The sequence below is a fragment of the Exiguobacterium acetylicum genome, from assembly GCF_019890935.1.
Taxonomy (GTDB): domain Bacteria; phylum Bacillota; class Bacilli; order Exiguobacteriales; family Exiguobacteriaceae; genus Exiguobacterium_A; species Exiguobacterium_A abrahamii.
This window is the reverse complement of record NZ_CP082333.1, coordinates 193,368-211,189: the sequence shown is the minus strand read 5'-3', so window position 1 is coordinate 211,189 and position 17,822 is coordinate 193,368. Positions and strand designations below refer to the sequence as shown.

The following is a 17,822-nucleotide window of genomic DNA, read 5'->3' as shown; positions in this document are numbered from 1 at the left end:
TTCTCCTCTTTTTCAGCGCACATCGTTACATGCACCATTCCATGACCGTCTTTCCGAACCGGTTCGTCAAATCGTTTTCAAACGCTTTATGAATATCTTCGATTTGTCGGATTTGGAATACGCCTGAAACCAGGTTCGATAAATAAGCTGGAATATCAGGATGTGCTTGATACAATTCCATCGTCCGTGCGAAATCAGCCGGTGTACTCCGACTTGAACCGTAGACACGAAGTCCTTTTTCAAGAATCATCCGCGTGTTGATCGCGACGGCATCTTCTGATACGCCAAGTAACGCCATCGTGCCTTCCGGAATGATATAGTCGATCATCTGATTGATCGCATATTGGCTGCCAATTCCCCCAACACATTCGAAACCGTGGTTGAAGGAGACATCGGCTGGAATCTGGTCGATGTGGTACGTCTCGTCTGCAAACGAGAAATAGTCAAGCTTCGACTGCGTTTTGCCAAAGACGAGTAATTTCGCTTCCGGATACAACTTACGTAGCAAGAGTGCTGTGATGAAGCCAAGGTTCCCGTCCCCCCACACTCCGAACGTCTCCCGACGCGGATGGGCAATCTTTTCGAAACGAGTCAAGGCATGGACCGATACACTAACGAGTTCAGTGAATGCCGCGACTTCAGGGTCAAGATCAGCCGGTACTTCGACAAGACGATCTGCTTTTAAGAACACATAGTCTTGCATATAGCCATCGTATCCACTCGAACGGAAACGACTCGTTCGCAAATAGTTTTCACCGATGATGTCATCTTCTTCCGTCGGTGTATTCGGAACCATCGCGACGAGTGTTCCCTTCTTGAATGTTCCACTCGGATCATGTACGACTTTTCCGATGCCTTCATGAATCATGGCCATCGGTAATTTTTTCGCCAATACTTCCGCACTACGGCTACCCGTGAAGTAGCGTTGATCCGCGTGACAAATCGATAAATACGTTGGACGCACGACAACACGATCGGTATTCAATGACCGTTCATCATACGTCACTTCGATTTGACGCGGGGCGACGAGTTGATAGACTTGGTTAATCATTGATGAATCCGCTCCTTCAAGATAGCATTTGCAATCCGTAGGTCGTATGGTGTCGTCACTTTAATGTTGAACAGTTCCCCTGTGACGAGCGCGACATCTTCCCCTTTCAGAAGAAGGATCTTACACGCATCCGTCAAAATCGCTCGTTCTTCCGTTGAAAGCGACTCATAATGCGATTTCAACTTCGTGATCTGGAAACTTTGTGGTGTCTGCCCTTGATACATTTGATCACGAACCGGAATATCCGTGATCGTTTTACCGTTCGTTGACGCGACGATCGTATCGATTGCTGAAATGACCGTGTCGCATGAACCGAACTCTTGCGCTGCTTCAATGTTTTCTTTAATGATGCGATGCGTTAAGAACGGACGGACGGCGTCGTGTGTGACGATGATATCTTCCTCAGACAGACCGTTTTTCTCTTCGATCCAGTTCACCGCTGCCATGATCGATTCATTACGATCCTGTCCACCCGGTGTAATGACGAGGCGTTCATCTTTTCCAATGTATTTCTCCAAAATATCGCGCGTATAGTTAATCCAAGCAGTCGGTGTGACGATGATGATGCGGTCAAAATCCTCATGTAATAGGAATTTCTCTACTGTATGGACGATGATTGGACGTTCTCCGATCGATAAGAATTGTTTCGGTCGATCGACATTCCCCATCCGTGTTCCTTTTCCTCCAGCTAAAATGGCTGCATAAATCATCTTCTGACGCAGTGTCTCGTTGGCTCTTTCAAACGAGACGACCTGCTTCCCTCCCTTATGAAATAATCGAATTTCGGTTTTCTTTCCCTAGCGTTCAGGGTATGTGTAATGATGCAGTCTGTGTTGAAGTGTTATTTTACAAAAACACAAAAAAATAAAGAAATCCCTATTAATTTTAATGTCTCACGATATAATGAGTGGTGATTTCTAGTTTCACTATACTATGTTCACGTAAAATTTAAAAATCTATCATGATTGTGTAAATGCATTGTAATTATTTGAGCGAGGAGAGATGGTTTTGATCGAAGAGACACTGACCCCTACTTTACATGCTGAGGTCACCTACTTGGAATTAGCTGGAACGACGTTTCGTTTCGAAGCACGTTTAAGTGGATTGGCTGATTTATTGCGTGCCGAACAAACGTTATTTGAAAATCCTACATCGCAACAGCAACCTGAACTTGAGGAACATGACGATGAGTATATTCAGTCTGAACCTACTGAAGCATTAATACCGCTTGAACGTGCCATCGTCTTTCGTAATAAACGAAACAAACGGACGTTCATTTGCCGCTTTCCGTTCGAAGGTGACTGGACGGAAGAAGCCTTTACGGGCGAATTGAACCTGAATCATATCACGCCGACCGGTCGTCCACTGCCGATGGGCTATTTTGATGCGTTCTTCGCCATCGTCCAAGGAAAAACGATCTTACATGAAGCGCCTTTTGGTGATACGCGTTCGTTAATCCCGGTCGCTTACCGCGTCGATACAAAACACAGTAACGCCTTGATCTTACTCGAATATGAACTTGTCGTGCAGTATTCGGAATACAGCAACTCTTTAGGTTTCCATTCCCTGAAGAAAGGCGAATCGAAACGTCTAATCCAAGTCATCGATCGCTATAAGAAGTGGAAAAAGAATATGAAAAAGCGCGCGTTCAAGTTTCGTCGTTTCACCTTCAAGGCGATTTATAACGTCACGAAATGGACGCAACCAATCCAAGAGAACAAAGTCATCCTCGCTTCGGATTCACGGAGTGATATCAGTGGGAACTTTGCTTATATCTTGGATGAAGTCAAGCGTCGTGATCTCGATCTCGATGTGAAGACCTTCTTCAAACCAAATCTTCAGTCTCGTCGTGATTGGCGTGACAAATTTGCCTTGCCATACCATTTAGCGACAGCAAAAACGATTCTGGTCGATGACTTCTATCCGATGATCTATCCGTTGAACATTCGTAAAGGCAGTGATTTGGTTCAAGTCTGGCATGCCGTCGGCGCCTTCAAGACATTCGGGTACAGCCGCCTCGGAAAACCAGGTGGTCCAAGCGCGAACTCGCTCAGTCATCGAAACTATACGAAAGCGATCGTCAGCTCCCATAATGTCGCCCGTCATTATGCTGAAGGCTTCGGGTTACGGGAAGATCAAGTCATCGCGACCGGTATTCCACGGACGGATATGTTCTTCGATCAACCGTTCATCGAGGAAGCAAAAGCACGTATCTATGAGGAATATCCCATCTTCAAACAAAAGAAAGTCATCATGTTCGCACCGACGTTCCGAGGAAATGGTGCGAAGAGTGCCTATTATGATTTTGATCAACTTGATCTCGATGCGCTGTACGAAGCACTTCATGAGGAGTACGTCTTCGTCCTTAAACTGCATCCATTCATCCGCCGCCGGATGGAGATTCCGGAAGTCTACGCTGACTTCTTCCTCGATTTGACGGATCATCGTGAAATCAATGAGTTGCTGTTCGTCTCAGACATCTTGATTACGGATTACTCATCAACGTGTTTCGAGTTCTCCCTATTGAATCGACCGATGTTGTTCTTCGCGTATGACCTTGAGGACTACATCTCAAAACGTGATTTCTATTACGACTTCGAAGAATTCGTTCCGGGTCCAATCGTCAAGACATCGGACGAATTGATTGAACGGATTAAAAACAAAGACTTCGAAATGCATAACGTCAAAGCATTCGCAGAGTATTTCTTTGAACATCAAGACGGGAAATCGAGCGCCCGGTTCGTTGATCAAATCCTTCTGGGTGAGAAAAAATGAATCGCTCCATCAAACCAGTGACCACACCAGCGTACGATCATTGGCTTGGGAACTATAAGGTCTTACTCATCTTCATGGTCGTCTTCGGTCATTTGATCGAGACGTTCCGTGATTTACCGGGAAACGATAGTGTGAGGATGGCGTATAACGTCATTTACTTGTTGCACATGCCCGCCTTCATCTTCATGAGCGGCTACTTTTTCAAACAAGTTCGACCTCAACGCATCCTCGCCTTCGTTGCCCTATATTTCATCTGGCAATCGATTCACGAAATCTATTTGTCCTATACGCAGGATGATTCCTTACGTGAGATGCTCGATGGGCTACTCCATCCGCTCGTTCCGAATTGGACGCTTTGGTATCTTCTTGGGATCATCATTTGGCAAACCGTCACACCGGCATTCCAGGTGATGCGTTTCCCGCTGATCGTGAGTGTCTTATTTGCCTTATTGATCAATGCCAACCCAGATTCAATCACGAACTTCCTGTCGTTACAAAAAGTCGTCAGTTTTTATCCGTTCTTTTTGATGGGTTACCTCGTCAAAGAGCGCGGTTGGCTGACTGACGCCGGCTGGCGAAAGCAGATGACGGCACCGATCGGTCGACTGACCGGACTAATCGTCTCGCTCTTGATTGTCGTCTTCATGATTGTCTGGACGAAAAACGGATTTGATACGGTCTGGCTCTTCTACCGCGACACCTACGGGGAATTTGAAGTCTCGCTTCTGAAGGGAGCAGCGATTCAATTGTTCCTCTATGCCGTCAGTACGATTATGATCTTCTCGGTCTTGTTGCTCGTGCCGCACCGGTCATTTGGAGATCGATTCGATCAGATCGGCATCCAGACGCTTGCGATCTACTTGATTCACTCGTTCATCGTCCGTTTGTTCCGTGATTCGGTTCCACCAGCCATTACGGAGTCGCCACTGTTACTAATCGGACTGTCCTTCTTGCTCGCTACCGGATTCGTCTGGTTGCTGTCGAGTCGCCCCGTCGTGACAATCTTCCGACCGTTGCTGTCACCGAACATCAAATGGTTATTAAAAAAAGAACAATAAGTCTGAACCGGTGCTGACTCAAAAGTCAGTCTCTACAAAGATAAGGGTGGCAGAATGATGATCTGCTACCTTATCTCATGACAAAAAAATGACGCGTCACACGCCACCCCTACAGGAAAAGCGCATTTATGCGCTGTCAGAGACAAACAAGATCAGCTTTCCTGCTCAAATGAAGCAGGAAAGCTGGCTTGTGTCTCGCCTGAGGAAAGGGCGTGAAAAGACGCGTCATTCTTTTTTTGAGTCAGCCCCTTTTTCGAATCCTCGACTCGTCTGCGTTGACAGGCGCTTTAGCTTGAATCTAAGATAATGAAGGTGAAACAAATAACCGCTTACAGAAAGCGGGTCGAAAGAAGGGGTCCCCTTGCACGCGGATCAACGAAAAAAATTAACGGTCCTCATGATCAATATGTTTATTGCGGTCGGGAGCTTCGGGATCATCATTCCGATTCTACCCGCTTACTTAGCTTCGATTGGACAAGGTGGGACGGCGGCTGGGTTAATGATCGCCATCTTTGCCGGGGCACAACTCGTCATGTCACCGATTGCCGGAAAATGGGCGGACCAATACGGTCGTCGCAAGATGATCATCTATGGATTGATCGGCTTGACGCTCTCGATGTTTGTCTTCTATTTCTCCAATTCCGTCACGGTCCTCTACATCTCGCGCGCAATCGGCGGTGCCGGTGCTGCACTTCTGATTCCAGCGATTTTTGCTTACGTCGCGGACATCACAACGATGGATCAACGCGCAAAAGGAAACAGTTACGTCTCAGCTGCGATGTCACTCGGAATCGTCATCGGTCCTGGAATCGGTGGTTTCCTTGCCGAGTATGACTTAAAATTGCCGTTACTCGTCTCAGCAATCGTCTCGGGTCTCGCTGTCCTATTCAGCGTCTTATTGCTTCAAGAAAGCGAACAGCACGATGCTACGGCGATGGCACCAGACGAAGGGTCGATGCTTCGAAAACTCGGGACGTCGTTTAAGAAACCGTACTTCGTCCCACTCGTCATTACACTCGTCATGAGCTTTGGTCTCATGGCATACGAATCAGTCCTTGGTCTCTTCGTCGATGACCAATTCGGTGCTTCACCGAAAGACATCGCGATCATGGTGACGTCGACCGGGATCATCAGTGTCATTGCTCAAATCTTCATCGTCGATAAGTTATCTCGTAGTCTCGGAGAAGGAAAGGTCTTGAACCTATTCCTGTTCATCGCAGCGCTTGGCTTCCTGTTGTCATTATTGACATCAAGTTACGGTGGATTCTTTGCGATCACTCTCGTCATCTTCCTTGCGACATCAATTTTACGTCCCGTCTTGAATACGATGATTTCAAAACTCGCTGGTAATGAGCAAGGCTTTGCTATGGGAATGAACAACGCCTACATGAGCATCGGGAACGTGCTCGGACCAACGCTTGCGGGTGTCCTGTATGACGTCAACATTCTCTATCCGTTTGCACTCGGTCTGATTTTCCTCGTCGTGACGTTCATCGGATCATTCATCTGGCAAAAACGTCAAGCACAATTGATTGCCAAGGTCGAACAAAGTTCTTAAACGAATCAAAAATAGCCTCGATTGCTCCATCCCATCGGACAGAGCAGTCGAGGCTATTTCGTTTAACGATATTCGTCCGTCATACGGATTGTTCCTCTGTTCTTGACACAAGCAGTTTCGCGACGATTTCTGTTAACAAGAAAACGAAGACGATTCCTGTAAAATCTAGCGTCAACCACGGCATCAGACCGCAGCCGATTAAAAGTGTTCCAATCATTAACGGACGATACGAAGAAAAGGATGGTCGCTTCGGACGGACACTCAACAGGATGCTCACGACACCGAGCACGATAAGCCATGTCACTGAAATATTATAGAAAAAGTGATCGACCAGTAAAAACAGACCAATCGGATACAGTGGAACCCACCAACGGTTCATACCGATACCTCCCGTTTTCTTTTCAGTATCGCATGATTTGAATTGATTCCCTTTATTTTGAAATGATTTATCCGTACTGCTTTTGATGCGCACGTTTAAGTTCAAGATATTCTTCATCTGCCCGGATCAAATCCCATTTTTCTTGGAAGATGGCCGCAGATTTTGCTTTTTCTTCGTCGATCTCGCGCGTGTGCAGTTCTTTGGTCTCTTTATCTTTATATTTACGCCCACCCTTATAGTTCGCGTAACGTCGTGCGCGCGTATGTCCCATCTGAATGAACTTCCGTGCCATATCCATGCCGACGAAGTCCCCGTCTTCTTTATAAGCTAAATACATCTCATAAATTTTCTCAGACGATTCCTTCGCAATGTCCGGCGTCTTGAAACGCCAATGCGGCAAAATCTCACTTTTGTAAGGTTCGACGAGTAAGACCCCTTGCTCCCCGCGTCCAACCCGGTACTTTTCCGGCTCCTTACGAAAATCCGTCGTCTTGAAATCGAGGTCGTAATCAAACGCCATCCCGGTCACGCTCCCTTCTACTTCGAAACGTTCCCTTCCCGTCCGTTCATCAATCCTCGATCCGGTAGAGTCCTTGCGTATAAATCGTCGCTAAGACGTGCGCAATCTCTTCGATCGTCGCTGTCGCCTCTTCGCGGACGACTTCGAATAAATACATCTCATTCGCAAAGAACCAACCACGGGCGACGAGTTTCGAGTCGACATCCTGCCGCGCAAGTCCTGTCTCCTGCGCATACTGGATATCCTGACTGATCCGATCAATGAACCGTTCCCGAATCGCTTTCCATTTCGCACGGACGATGTAAGACACGCCGATTGCTTGTTCGACAATCCGTAGTATCGCTCGTTCTTCTTCCGCGAGACGTAAGAAATCCGTCGCTTGCGTCACGATGCGTTCCTTTGCCTCTAGCGGCGTCGTCGGTTCGAATGTTCGTTCCGCGATCGCGTGGAAGCGGCTCATGACATCTTCCATCAGGACGACGAGCAGCTCATCTTTCCCTTCGAAATGGACATAGGCTGTTCCGTAGCCGACGCCAGCTTGTTTGATTACTTGTGAAATCGTTGCCGTTTGAAACCCTTGTTCTAAGAAGACGTCACGTGCCGCACTCAACAGTTTTTCGCGTGTCCGCACCGTGCGCAGATGACGTTTATCGATTTTTTCTGGTTGAGAAGATGACATGTCCTTCACTCCTTTTGTTTTCTCTATTCGATAATATTGACACAATGTCAATTTGTTTGCTACGCTTTTGTCAAAATTGATTGAGCATTCATTTGAGGAGGATGACGTATGACACTGCAAGCAAAACGGAGCGACGCTGCTGCTCGGGACGAGCAAGATGCACTCGCCGCCTATCGTGATGAGTTTTATCTGCAACCGGGTAGTATCTATATGGACGGAAACTCGCTCGGCTTATTGTCGAAGCGTGCCGAGAAGACGTTGCTCGAGTCGCTATCAGACTGGAAAGAACTCGGGATCGATGGCTGGATGAAAGGACGTCATCCTTGGTTCGAATTATCGGAACGTCTCGCTGCTCTCAACGCTCCGCTCATCGGCGCACAAGCAGAAGAAGTCATGGTCACTGGTTCGACGACCGTCAATCTCCATCAACTCGTCGCGACATTCTTCCAACCAACAGAGAGACGAGACAAGATTTTAGCGGACGCGCTGACGTTCCCGTCAGACATCTATGCCCTCCAAAGTCAACTTCGCTTACGTGGACTGGATCCGGAGACACACCTCGTCCAAGTTCCGAGTCGGGACGGTCGCTTTTTAGAAGAAGACGATATCATTGATGCGATGACAGACGATATTGCGTTGATCGTCTTACCGGCCGTGCTTTACCGAAGCGGACAAATTCTCGACATGGAGCGTTTGACGAAGGCGGCACACGACCGTGGCATCCTGATTGGTTTTGATGGTTGTCATTCCGTCGGAGCCGTTCCCCACGCGTTCCATGACTGGGGCGTCGACTTTGCCTACTGGTGTAATTACAAACACTTGAACGGTGGTCCTGGAACGGTTGGTGGATTATTCGTTCACGAACGTCATTTCGGAACGTTGCCTGGTCTGACGGGCTGGTTTGGTTCGCGCAAGGATAAGCAGTTCGATATGGATCATACGATGACACCGGCGGCGCATGCCGGTGCCTTCCAGATCGGGACACCACACGTCTTAAGTCTTGCTCCACAAATCGGTGCATTAGAGATGTTTGACGAAGTCGGTATCGAAGCCGTTCGGACAAAATCACTCGCGTTGACGCAGTACATGATGGAACTCGTCGAGCAGGAACTCACACCGTACGGTTTCGTCATCGGAAATCCGATCGACGATAAACGCCGCGGGGCGCATCTCAGCCTCGAGCATCCGGAAGCAGCACGGATTTGTAAAGCACTCAAGGAAAATCGGATTATCCCTGATTTCCGGGCGCCAAACATCGTCCGTCTAGCACCCGTCGCGCTCTACAATACGTTTACCGATGTCTATGACGTCGTCGCGACACTCAAACGAATCATGAAAGATAAAGAATACGAACGTTTCGCGAATGAACGCGAAGTCGTTGCTTAAGGAGTACACCATGGAACAACCTACTGAACTACGGCGTGAACTCAAGACACGCCAACTCACGATGATTGCGATGGGCTGTGCGATCGGAACCGGTCTTTTCCTCGGAAGTGGGCTTGCGATCGGACTTGCCGGACCGAGTGTTCTGATCAGTTACGCAGTCGGTGCCTTCATCGTCCTACTTTTAATGGGCTGTCTCGCTGAAATGACGGTTGCCCATCCGACATCTGGCTCGTTCGGTACGATTGCCGAACGATACATTAGTCCATATGCGGGTTTTCTCGTCCGCTATTCATACTGGATCGCAAATGTTCTTGCGATCGGCGTCGAAGTCAGTGCGATCGCCATCTATATGAAATACTGGTTCCCCGATGTTCCCGGGGTCGTCTGGATTCTCGTATTCGCTGCCGCGTTGATTTACATCAATGCCACGACAGTCAATACGTTCGCGACCTTCGAATACTGGTTCTCAGTCATTAAAATCAGTGCCATCTTGCTATTCATCCTGCTCGGTGCCTACTTGGTCATTGGTAGTCCAAGTCCTGAGATTGGTCCACAAAACTTCACGAACGACGGTGGTTTCATGCCGTTCGGCTTCTCAGGTCTCTGGATCGCGATCTTCATCTCTCTGTTCAGCTTCCTCGGCACGGAATTGATTGCTGTCACTGCCGGTGAAGCGAAGGACCCGGACGTCGCCGTACCGAAAGCATTAAAAGCGACGGTCTTCCGTCTCTCGACGTTTTATGTCGTCACGATTGCTTTGATGTTGATGATTGTCCCTTGGCAACAAGCGGGCGGTGTCGATCAAAGTCCGTTCGTTAAAGTAATGGAGATGCTATCGATTCCATATGCAGGCGGCATCATGAACTTCATCATCCTGACGGCAGCATTGTCTGCGATGAACAGTCAGCTCTATGCTTCGACACGGATGATGTATTCGTTATCGAAGGCAACGTATGCGCCAAAAGTATTTGGACGCTTGAATCGAAAAGGTGTACCGCTCTTCGCACTCGCCTTATCGACACTCGGCATTTTTCTCGCAGCGATCATCAGCAGTCAATCGAGCGTCTCTTATCCATTCATGATGGGGATTTCGATGTTCGGGGCGATTTTCACATGGTTCATGATTTTCATCTCCCATCTGTACTTCCGTAAAGCCTGGGAACGTGAAGGTGGACGGACGTTACCGGTTCGGATGATGGGCTATCCGTATCTGACTGCCCTCGGTGCATTGTTGTTATTCGCACTCGTCCTAACGACATGGTTCACGGATTTCCAAATCGTCTTGAAGTTTGGTGTACCGTGGTTAGTGTTCTTATCGATCGCCTATTTCTTCTGGAAACGGGCGCATCCGGAACAACCACAGACCGCTGAAAAACGAAAACTGAATTAATATGATAAAGGGGATGAATGGGAATGACAAAGACAGATCCTACGTCTATTGAAGCATCGATTCAAACGGATTTTAAAAAAGATATGTCCTACGGGGATTATTTGCAACTAGATCCATTGCTTACGAGTCAACATCGCTTATCGGGGCATCATGACGAGATGCTGTTCATCATCATTCATCAAACGAGCGAACTCTGGATGAAGCTGATCCTGCATGAGATGCGAGCAGCGACGCAAGCGGTCGCAAACGATGATCTCGAATCATCGTTTAAGATGCTCGCACGTATCTCAAAGATTCAGCACCAGTTGATTCAGTCGTGGAATGTCTTGTCGACCTTGACCCCTGCCGAATATCTGGAATTCCGTGATGCGCTTGGGCACTCGTCCGGTTTCCAATCGTATCAAAACCGTCAAATCGAATTCGCGCTCGGTTTTAAGAATGAGCAGATGCTAAAAGTGTATGCGCATGACGAAACACTCTATCCGATGATGCTCGAAGACTTGAAGACACCAAGCATCTACGACGAAACGATCCGGGCGATGGCGCGCCATGGGCTACCGATCGACCAATCCGTCCTTGAGCGTGATGTCACGCAAGACTGGACGCCGAATGCAAGTGTCGAGGCGGCTTGGGCAAGCGTCTATCGGGATGTCGAACAATACTGGGATCTGTATGAGCTCGGTGAAAAACTACTTGATATCGGGAGCCAACAGCAGATGTGGCGCTTTAACCATATGAGTACCGTCGAACGGATCATCGGACAAAAGCCAGGAACGGGCGGTTCTTCTGGCGTCAGTTATCTACGACGTGTGCTCGACCACCGATTCTTCCCGGAACTGTGGTCAGTCCGCACGACATTATGAGGAGGATGAAGCGATGACACGATGGATTGATGTTTCACAACCACTTGATCGCCACGTCACGACGTGGCCGGGAGATACACCGTTTGAAGCGACATTGACATGGAATAAGGCAGACACCGGTTCCGTCAACGTCGGAAAGGTAACGATGAGTCTGCATACTGGCACTCATGTCGACGCGCCGTTTCATTTTGACGATGCCGGACAAAAAATCATCGATCTTGATCCGGATCTCTACATCGGACATGCGCGCGTCATTTACTTACCAGGTCGTACAGAAATCACAGCCGCTGATTTAGACGGCTTTGAGCTAAATGATGTCCAGCGCTTGATCATCAAAACGGATGGTTGGATGGACAAATCAACTTTCCCAGAAACGATTCCCGTCTTGACGCCAAGTCTTGCTGAGCGTCTCGGAGAACTCGGGATTTCGCTGATTGGTCTCGACTTACCAAGCGTCGATGCGATCGATAGCAAGGAAATGGCAGCCCATCACGTACTGGCGCAGCATGGAGTCCATATCCTTGAAGGACTCGTTCTCGATGCGATCACGCCTGGTGATTACCACCTCAACGCCGTCCCACTCCCGCTCGTCGATGGCGACGGTAGTCCCGTCCGTGCCTTACTTCGTCCATACTAAAAAATCCGTCCAGCAGGCGCTCTGCTGGACGGATTTTTTGTTACTTAGGTAGTGGTTCGAACAAATTGGCTTCGATTTGACGAACGACGTGTCCGAGGATCGCAAGCGATGGATCGACCTCGAATCCTTGATCTAGGGAATGATTCGCTCCTTCGATGACATCAATCGTCAGTTGTGAGGTGCGACACGTTTCAAGTGCCGCTTCATCATAAAACTTATCGGCTGTTCCGATGACAAGGAGTCCAGTTTGTGACGAATTGGCGATTTGTTCGACCACTTCGGTTTCAAGAACGGGTGTTAAGAAGACGAAGCGTGCTGTCTGTAGATTCGGCTTAGCAAGCAATGCCGCTAACGGAATCGTTCCTAACGACTTCGCAATGAACTGAACGTTTTCATACGAATTCGTCGCAAGCACTTCTGAGACGACGGCGTCGACCCGGCGCGTCATGCACATATTCGATTCTGCGTCTGTCATCGAAAAGAGCTCTTCTGTCACATAGTGAATACAGATGACATCGATGCCTCGTGCTAGTAATGCCATTCGACTGTAGTAAAAGTAAGGATGATCGTATAGGTACGATGCTCCCGAAATCAAGAAGCAGACCTGTTTGGATCTCATTTGAAAATGATCATATGAAACGTTCGTCTGATCGACGACGATAGATGATTGTGTAATGCGCATGAAATCCCTCCGCGTTTTTTCTAGACTTTACCATTTCAGAGGTAGACTGTCATGTCTTTTTGACTCTTTCTTATTTCATGAAGAAGTAGTGTGATGTAAGAAACCATCTTCTTATATCATCCTCGCTTTCCACAGGCTTATCTATCCCTGACGAAAGCTACTTTGTTGCTTTCTTTTCCTGTAGGAGTCGAGGATGAATCTGCTTCTTCTCCCATTTAACAAAAAAGGTCGCTTTCCGATTTTTCATTCGGAAAACGACCTTCTGTTCGTCAAATAGTTGTTGATTAACCTCTATCTTTTACTACTTATTAGCCAATCGGAGCAAACACAGACTGTTCGACTTGTTTTAATTCATAGAACGCTCCTTGTCGCGCCATCAATTCGGTATATGTTCCGACTTCGATGACGTGACCTTGATCCATGACGATGATTTGATCCATCGCTTCAAGACCCGCTAACCGGTGGCTGACGAGAACAAGTGTCGCGTCCTCTGCCCGTGCGAACAACCGATCGAGAATCATCTGTTCCGTCAAAGCATCGACGGAAGACGTCGGTTCGTCAAGCAAGTAAAGCGACGCTTCCCGCAAAAGGACACGAGCAATCGCTAAGCGTTGTTTTTCTCCTCCAGACAAGTTCTCGCCTTTTTCGAATACACGATCGTTTAATTCGAACGTCGTTAACCCAACATCATCGAGTGCTTGACGCATCGCCTCGTCCGTTGCTGCTTCGTTCGCAAGCAATAGATTATCGCGAAGCGTTCCATAAAAGTAATGATTCTGTTGCAGCACGACATTTGCGTGTTGCCACAGTCCTTCCGGATCAACCGTCTGACTCTCTTGACCTGCAATTGTTAATCCGTCCGCTGGATACATCCGTAACATCAATTGAAGTAACGTGGATTTCCCGGAACCACTCGCCCCGACGATCGCCGTCTTCTTGCCGGCAGGAATCGAGACGGTGACGTCACGTAAGACCGGACGCGGTGCATCAGGGAAAGTGAACGTCAACGCGTTCGTTTCAAAGGATGGTGCCTGATCGAGAACAAACGTGTCATAGACTGGCTCTTCTTGCTCGGTCACGACTTCATCAAGTCGTTTCGCAGCATGCCGGCTATCTTCGAAGAAGCCCGGTAAAATCGCCATCGGTGCCGCATTCTCGAAAACGGTCAACGATGTCATGACGAGTAAAGCGAGGAAGACCCCTTCGAGTTGTCCACTCGCGACGAGATAGGCACCGACACCAAGAACGAGCCAAGAGATGATCAGCGTCACCATCGTATTCAAGGCCAAGTTCGAGACAGCATGTAACCCATTCCGTTTTTCTTCCTCGACATACCGTTTCGCGACAGCATTCAAGTCCTGTTCTTTTTGATCAAGTTGCTGGTAAATCTTTAAATCCCGATAGCCTTGGAACAACTCTGTCACTTCTGTCGACAGATCACCACGGCGGACACGGACCGAACGTGCGAAACGTTGTTCACGATACGCGAACCAACCCGGAATCAAGAAGCCGGTCAGAATCAAACCAAGTAGTAGAATCCCGGCAATCGTCCACGAGAAGAAACTGACGAAAAAGATCGTACAGAAGAATACAAGCAACAAGACGATCGGTGGATAGAGAACACGTAAGAACGTATTTTGTAGACTTTCGACGTCCCCGACGATCCGGGCAAGTAAATCCCCACTCCGGTATTTGCCGAAAATTCCTGGCGCGAGCGGCTCGAGTCGACGGTAGAACGACGTCCGGATATCACTGAGGATCGTAAACGTCGCCCGGTGCGAATAATAACGTTCTGCATATCGACTGACGGCGCGCGTCAGACTCGAGATTTTTTGTAGCGCAATCAAGACGGCAAGCGTCTGAATCGGTGGCAATAAAGCTGCCTTTGAAATCAGATAACCACTTGCTGCGAATAACCCGACCGCCGTCACTCCAGCGAGGACACCGAAGAAGATCGACCAGGCGATATCGCGTTTTTGATGCACCATCAACCGAAAGACTCCTAGTAGTTCCTTCATCGTGTTTCCTCCCCTCTTTGGACGCTACGCATCCGGGCATACTCCGAATCACGTCCAAGTAGTTCATCGTGCGTACCACGATCGACGATTCGTCCGCCGTCGAGGACGACGATTTGATCTGAGCGCTCGATTGTATGCAGACGGTGTGCGACAGTAATGACTGTCGCTGTTTGTCCAAGCTGTTCAATCGCTTGTTGGAGCAGTCGCTCTGTTTTAACGTCGAGTCCGGTCGTCGGTTCATCAAAGACGATGACGTTCGGTCGTTTCAAGAATGCGCGTGCCAACGCAACGCGCTGTTTCTCACCACCCGATAGACCACGTCCACCTTCTCCAATCACTGTATCAATCCCTTGAGGTAACGTCGCAATCAACTCCTCGAGTCCTGCCGCCTGCGCCGCCTCAAAAATCTCTTCCGGCTTCGCTTGACGAAGTTCACCAATCGCGATGTTTTCTGCCAGCGTTCCGGCATACAGATACGGATGCTGCGAGATGTAGCTCAACTGACGGAACCAGCTCGCTTCCTTCACCTGACTGCGCTCGATTCCGTCGAGCAGAATCCGTCCTTCTTTTGGATCCGCGAGTCCGGCAATCAACTGTAAGACAGTCGACTTACCGGCACCACTGCGACCGATCAACGCCACCTTTTGATACGGTTCAATCGCAAGTGTCACGTCTTGTAAGGCAAAGCGTCCTTCTTGATACGTAAAATCAACTTCATCCAAGACGATTCGTGGTGGACGGTTCATCGAAAGTTCTGATTGCCCAAAGGCAACAGGACGATCGTCTGCTGTTAGTTCGGCTGCGATCTGTTTCGCTGCCGCGACACTACCTCGTCCCGTATGGAAGGCAGCTCCCATCTCTTTTAAGGAAAGATAGTATTCTGGTGCCAACACGAGCATCAAGAACGCCGGGATGAAGGTAATGCTTTGGAACAAAATCAAGCGCAGACTGACTTCAAGTGCAATCATTCCCATGCTGAGCATCGAGATGAACTCAAGCATCAGCGACGACAAGAAGGCGAGCTTCAAGACCGTTAACGTCGCATCTCGGAAATCAAGACTGCTTTTTTCGATGACGTCACGTTGTCGTTTCGCGCGACCAAATAACTTCAAGGTCGTCAGTCCCTGCAACGTATCAAGGAACGTTCCCGAGAATGCCGTCATCTTCTCGAGTTGAGCATCGGCCCGCTTTTGCGTCATGATGCCGATGATGATATAAAACAACGGAATGAACGGTGCCGTGATCATCATGACGAGACCGGTGATCCAGTCATAGCTGAATGCCGCGATCAGGACCATCAAGGGAACGATCGTCGTCTGGACGACTTTCGGCAAGTATTGACTGTAGTAGCTGTCCATCTCGTCTACAGCGTCGAGCAAGACACTGACCTTCTGTCCCGCTTGCCCTTGTAGCATCATCTCGACCGAACGACCTGTGTATTTCGCGACGAGTGCTTCCCGAAGCGCCTGCTTCATGTGTGCCGATAACGTCGTACCGAGACGACCGTTCCAATACGTCACGGCGACCCGGAGCAACAGCATCCCGAGGACGACAAGTAGTAACGGAATGACGGCTTCAAACGGTTGTTCTTTCAAGAAAATCCGATCGACCGTCAACACGATACCGTACGATTGACCGACGACCGCAACCCCCATTAGGAAAGCTGCAATAATGAATTGAATGAGAATACTGCGTGGAATCTGGACGATTCCTTTTAATGGATTCATATACAAACGTCCTTTCACAAAGTGTGAACGACTTTTAGTGAATATTTTCACATATCGTACATTTAGTATACCGAATCCGGAACGGGGATGCCATGCAGATGCTGTCGAAAAGGTGTGACGGTTTTGTGAGAGCATATGACTCGACAATTCTTTCAAATAAAACTATTATGGATATACATTATCCACATTTAATGAAAGGGGGACTTCTCATGCAAATGAAAACCGGGGTCGAACAATCCGTCTACGCGATGTTGCTCTTGACCTTCCTTCCGGATCGCGCTGTGTTGCCCGGTGAATTCATCAGCCAGCAACTCGGTGCCTCGCCGACTTATTTTCAAAAGCTCTTACGAAAACTCGTCCAGGCGGATCTGTTGTATTCCGTCCCGGGTGTCAAAGGCGGCTTTCGCTTACGGCGTCCGGCAGACGAAATTCAAATCTTTGACGTTTATCAAGCGATCGAGGGCAAGCAGACGTTGTATGCGTCAAGCGGTGTCTTTGAGGATTTGATGGGAATTCAGGAACAGGAAATCGGTCTACTCTCGAATCTAATGACAGAGGCGGAAGAGGCGTGGCAATCGACGTTGAAGCGCGAATCGATTGGCTCGATCCGTCAAGCAATCGACGCCTCCTGTCCACCGGAACATTTAGAACGATTGCATGCGTTAATCACAGACCGGATGATGACACTTTAATGAACAGAAAGAGGTTTTTACTATGGTATTGAATCGTTATTTTGACTTATTCGACGCGTCTCGCACAGATGAACAAGCTTTTGAGGATCTCGTTTCCTTATTCACGACAGACATCACGTTCGTCCTGAACGGACAACCACAACACGGCATCGACGCCTGGAAACAATTCGTCCGTCATGTGTTCACGGCGAATCAGGATATTAAGCACATGTACGCAGGCTGGGAAGAAACAACACCCGGAACGTACGAAACACGCTGGGCAGTTTGCGGAAAACGGGCAGACGGTAGTGTCTTCACGCAAGACGGAAAAGATATCGCACGTCTCGATGAAAACGGACGAATCGCTTACCTGGAGAACGTTCCAGATGATCCGAAGATGTTCCGTTCATAAGATGGCTTTTAAACAA

The 17,822-nt window shown here is 48.5% G+C and carries 17 protein-coding genes; 9 read left to right on the top strand and 8 right to left on the bottom strand.

Annotated elements, in window-relative coordinates:
- Nucleotides 1–25 precede the first annotated feature (25 nt).
- Both K7G97_RS01220 and K7G97_RS01215 read right to left on the bottom strand, forming a co-directional pair.
- Complete coding sequence (locus K7G97_RS01220) at nt 26–1,051, bottom strand: ribitol-5-phosphate dehydrogenase (RefSeq protein ID WP_064300479.1); 1,026 nt, start codon at nt 1,049–1,051, stop codon at nt 26–28.
- Complete coding sequence (locus K7G97_RS01215) at nt 1,048–1,761, bottom strand: IspD/TarI family cytidylyltransferase (protein WP_056064491.1); 714 nt, start codon at nt 1,759–1,761, stop codon at nt 1,048–1,050. Before K7G97_RS01215 ends, K7G97_RS01220 begins: the two co-directional genes overlap by 4 nt.
- Nucleotides 1,762–2,059: 298 nt before the next feature.
- Between K7G97_RS01215 and K7G97_RS01210 the strand changes: the two genes are divergently transcribed.
- The 3 genes from K7G97_RS01210 to K7G97_RS01200 all read left to right on the top strand — a co-directional run bounded on the left by K7G97_RS01210 (nt 2,060) and on the right by K7G97_RS01200 (nt 6,442).
- On the top strand, nt 2,060–3,826 hold the full coding sequence (locus K7G97_RS01210; protein ID WP_262415778.1) for a CDP-glycerol glycerophosphotransferase family protein: 1,767 nt from the start codon (nt 2,060–2,062) through the stop codon (nt 3,824–3,826).
- Nucleotides 3,823–4,884, top strand: coding sequence for an acyltransferase family protein (locus K7G97_RS01205; protein ID WP_223041145.1), 1,062 nt, complete (start codon nt 3,823–3,825; stop codon nt 4,882–4,884). The genes K7G97_RS01210 and K7G97_RS01205 overlap by 4 nt, the downstream gene beginning before the upstream one ends.
- A gap of 361 nt (nt 4,885–5,245) precedes the next feature.
- A complete protein-coding gene (locus tag K7G97_RS01200; RefSeq protein ID WP_223041144.1) occupies nt 5,246–6,442 on the top strand; it encodes an MFS transporter in 1,197 nt (398 codons plus the stop codon).
- 79 nt (nt 6,443–6,521) lie between these two features.
- On the opposite strand, the gene K7G97_RS01195 is transcribed toward K7G97_RS01200, so the two are convergent.
- From K7G97_RS01195 to K7G97_RS01185, 3 genes are all read right to left on the bottom strand, one after another.
- Entirely contained in the window at nt 6,522–6,821 is a 300-nt protein-coding gene (locus K7G97_RS01195; protein ID WP_058265445.1) for a hypothetical protein, read from the bottom strand.
- Nucleotides 6,822–6,888: 67 nt separating this feature from the next.
- Nucleotides 6,889–7,341 carry a DUF4385 domain-containing protein gene (locus tag K7G97_RS01190; protein WP_056064504.1) on the bottom strand — a complete coding sequence of 151 codons (453 nt, stop codon included), beginning with the start codon at nt 7,339–7,341 and terminating at the stop codon, nt 6,889–6,891.
- Nucleotides 7,342–7,390: 49 nt separating this feature from the next.
- A complete protein-coding gene (locus tag K7G97_RS01185; RefSeq protein WP_064300475.1) occupies nt 7,391–8,020 on the bottom strand; it encodes a TetR/AcrR family transcriptional regulator in 630 nt (209 codons plus the stop codon).
- A 108-nt stretch (nt 8,021–8,128) separates the two neighbouring features.
- Between K7G97_RS01185 and kynU the strand changes: the two genes are divergently transcribed.
- From kynU to kynB, 4 genes are read left to right on the top strand one after another with little or no spacing between them, the layout of a single operon-like run.
- On the top strand, nt 8,129–9,406 hold the full coding sequence (kynU, locus tag K7G97_RS01180) for a kynureninase (protein ID WP_223041143.1): 1,278 nt from the start codon (nt 8,129–8,131) through the stop codon (nt 9,404–9,406).
- Nucleotides 9,407–9,416: 10 nt separating this feature from the next.
- Entirely contained in the window at nt 9,417–10,796 is a 1,380-nt protein-coding gene (locus K7G97_RS01175) for an amino acid permease (protein WP_152995538.1), read from the top strand.
- A 23-nt stretch (nt 10,797–10,819) separates the two neighbouring features.
- Entirely contained in the window at nt 10,820–11,659 is an 840-nt protein-coding gene (gene kynA, locus K7G97_RS01170; RefSeq protein ID WP_195866223.1) for a tryptophan 2,3-dioxygenase, read from the top strand.
- A gap of 13 nt (nt 11,660–11,672) precedes the next feature.
- The gene (gene kynB, locus K7G97_RS01165; RefSeq protein WP_223041142.1) at nt 11,673–12,296 is read left to right on the top strand and encodes an arylformamidase; all 624 of its coding nucleotides are present in this window, start codon (nt 11,673–11,675) and stop codon (nt 12,294–12,296) included.
- Nucleotides 12,297–12,336: 40 nt separating this feature from the next.
- On the opposite strand, the gene K7G97_RS01160 is transcribed toward kynB, so the two are convergent.
- From K7G97_RS01160 to cydD, 3 genes are all read right to left on the bottom strand, one after another.
- Nucleotides 12,337–12,978 carry a cyclase gene (locus K7G97_RS01160; RefSeq protein WP_223041141.1) on the bottom strand — a complete coding sequence of 214 codons (642 nt, stop codon included), beginning with the start codon at nt 12,976–12,978 and terminating at the stop codon, nt 12,337–12,339.
- Between the two features lie 308 nt (nt 12,979–13,286).
- The gene (cydC, locus tag K7G97_RS01155; RefSeq protein ID WP_223041140.1) at nt 13,287–14,996 is read right to left on the bottom strand and encodes a thiol reductant ABC exporter subunit CydC; all 1,710 of its coding nucleotides are present in this window, start codon (nt 14,994–14,996) and stop codon (nt 13,287–13,289) included.
- Nucleotides 14,993–16,723 (bottom strand): thiol reductant ABC exporter subunit CydD, encoded by a 1,731-nt coding sequence (gene cydD, locus K7G97_RS01150; RefSeq protein ID WP_223041139.1) that lies wholly within the window; start codon nt 16,721–16,723, stop codon nt 14,993–14,995. The genes cydC and cydD overlap by 4 nt, the downstream gene beginning before the upstream one ends.
- 209 nt (nt 16,724–16,932) lie before the next feature.
- Between cydD and K7G97_RS01145 the strand changes: the two genes are divergently transcribed.
- Together K7G97_RS01145 and K7G97_RS01140 are read left to right on the top strand one after the other, a co-directional pair.
- On the top strand, nt 16,933–17,415 hold the full coding sequence (locus K7G97_RS01145) for an Rrf2 family transcriptional regulator (RefSeq protein ID WP_064300467.1): 483 nt from the start codon (nt 16,933–16,935) through the stop codon (nt 17,413–17,415).
- 22 nt (nt 17,416–17,437) lie between these two features.
- The gene (locus K7G97_RS01140) at nt 17,438–17,806 is read left to right on the top strand and encodes a nuclear transport factor 2 family protein (protein ID WP_223041138.1); all 369 of its coding nucleotides are present in this window, start codon (nt 17,438–17,440) and stop codon (nt 17,804–17,806) included.
- The last annotated feature ends 16 nt before the right edge of the window (nt 17,807–17,822 follow it).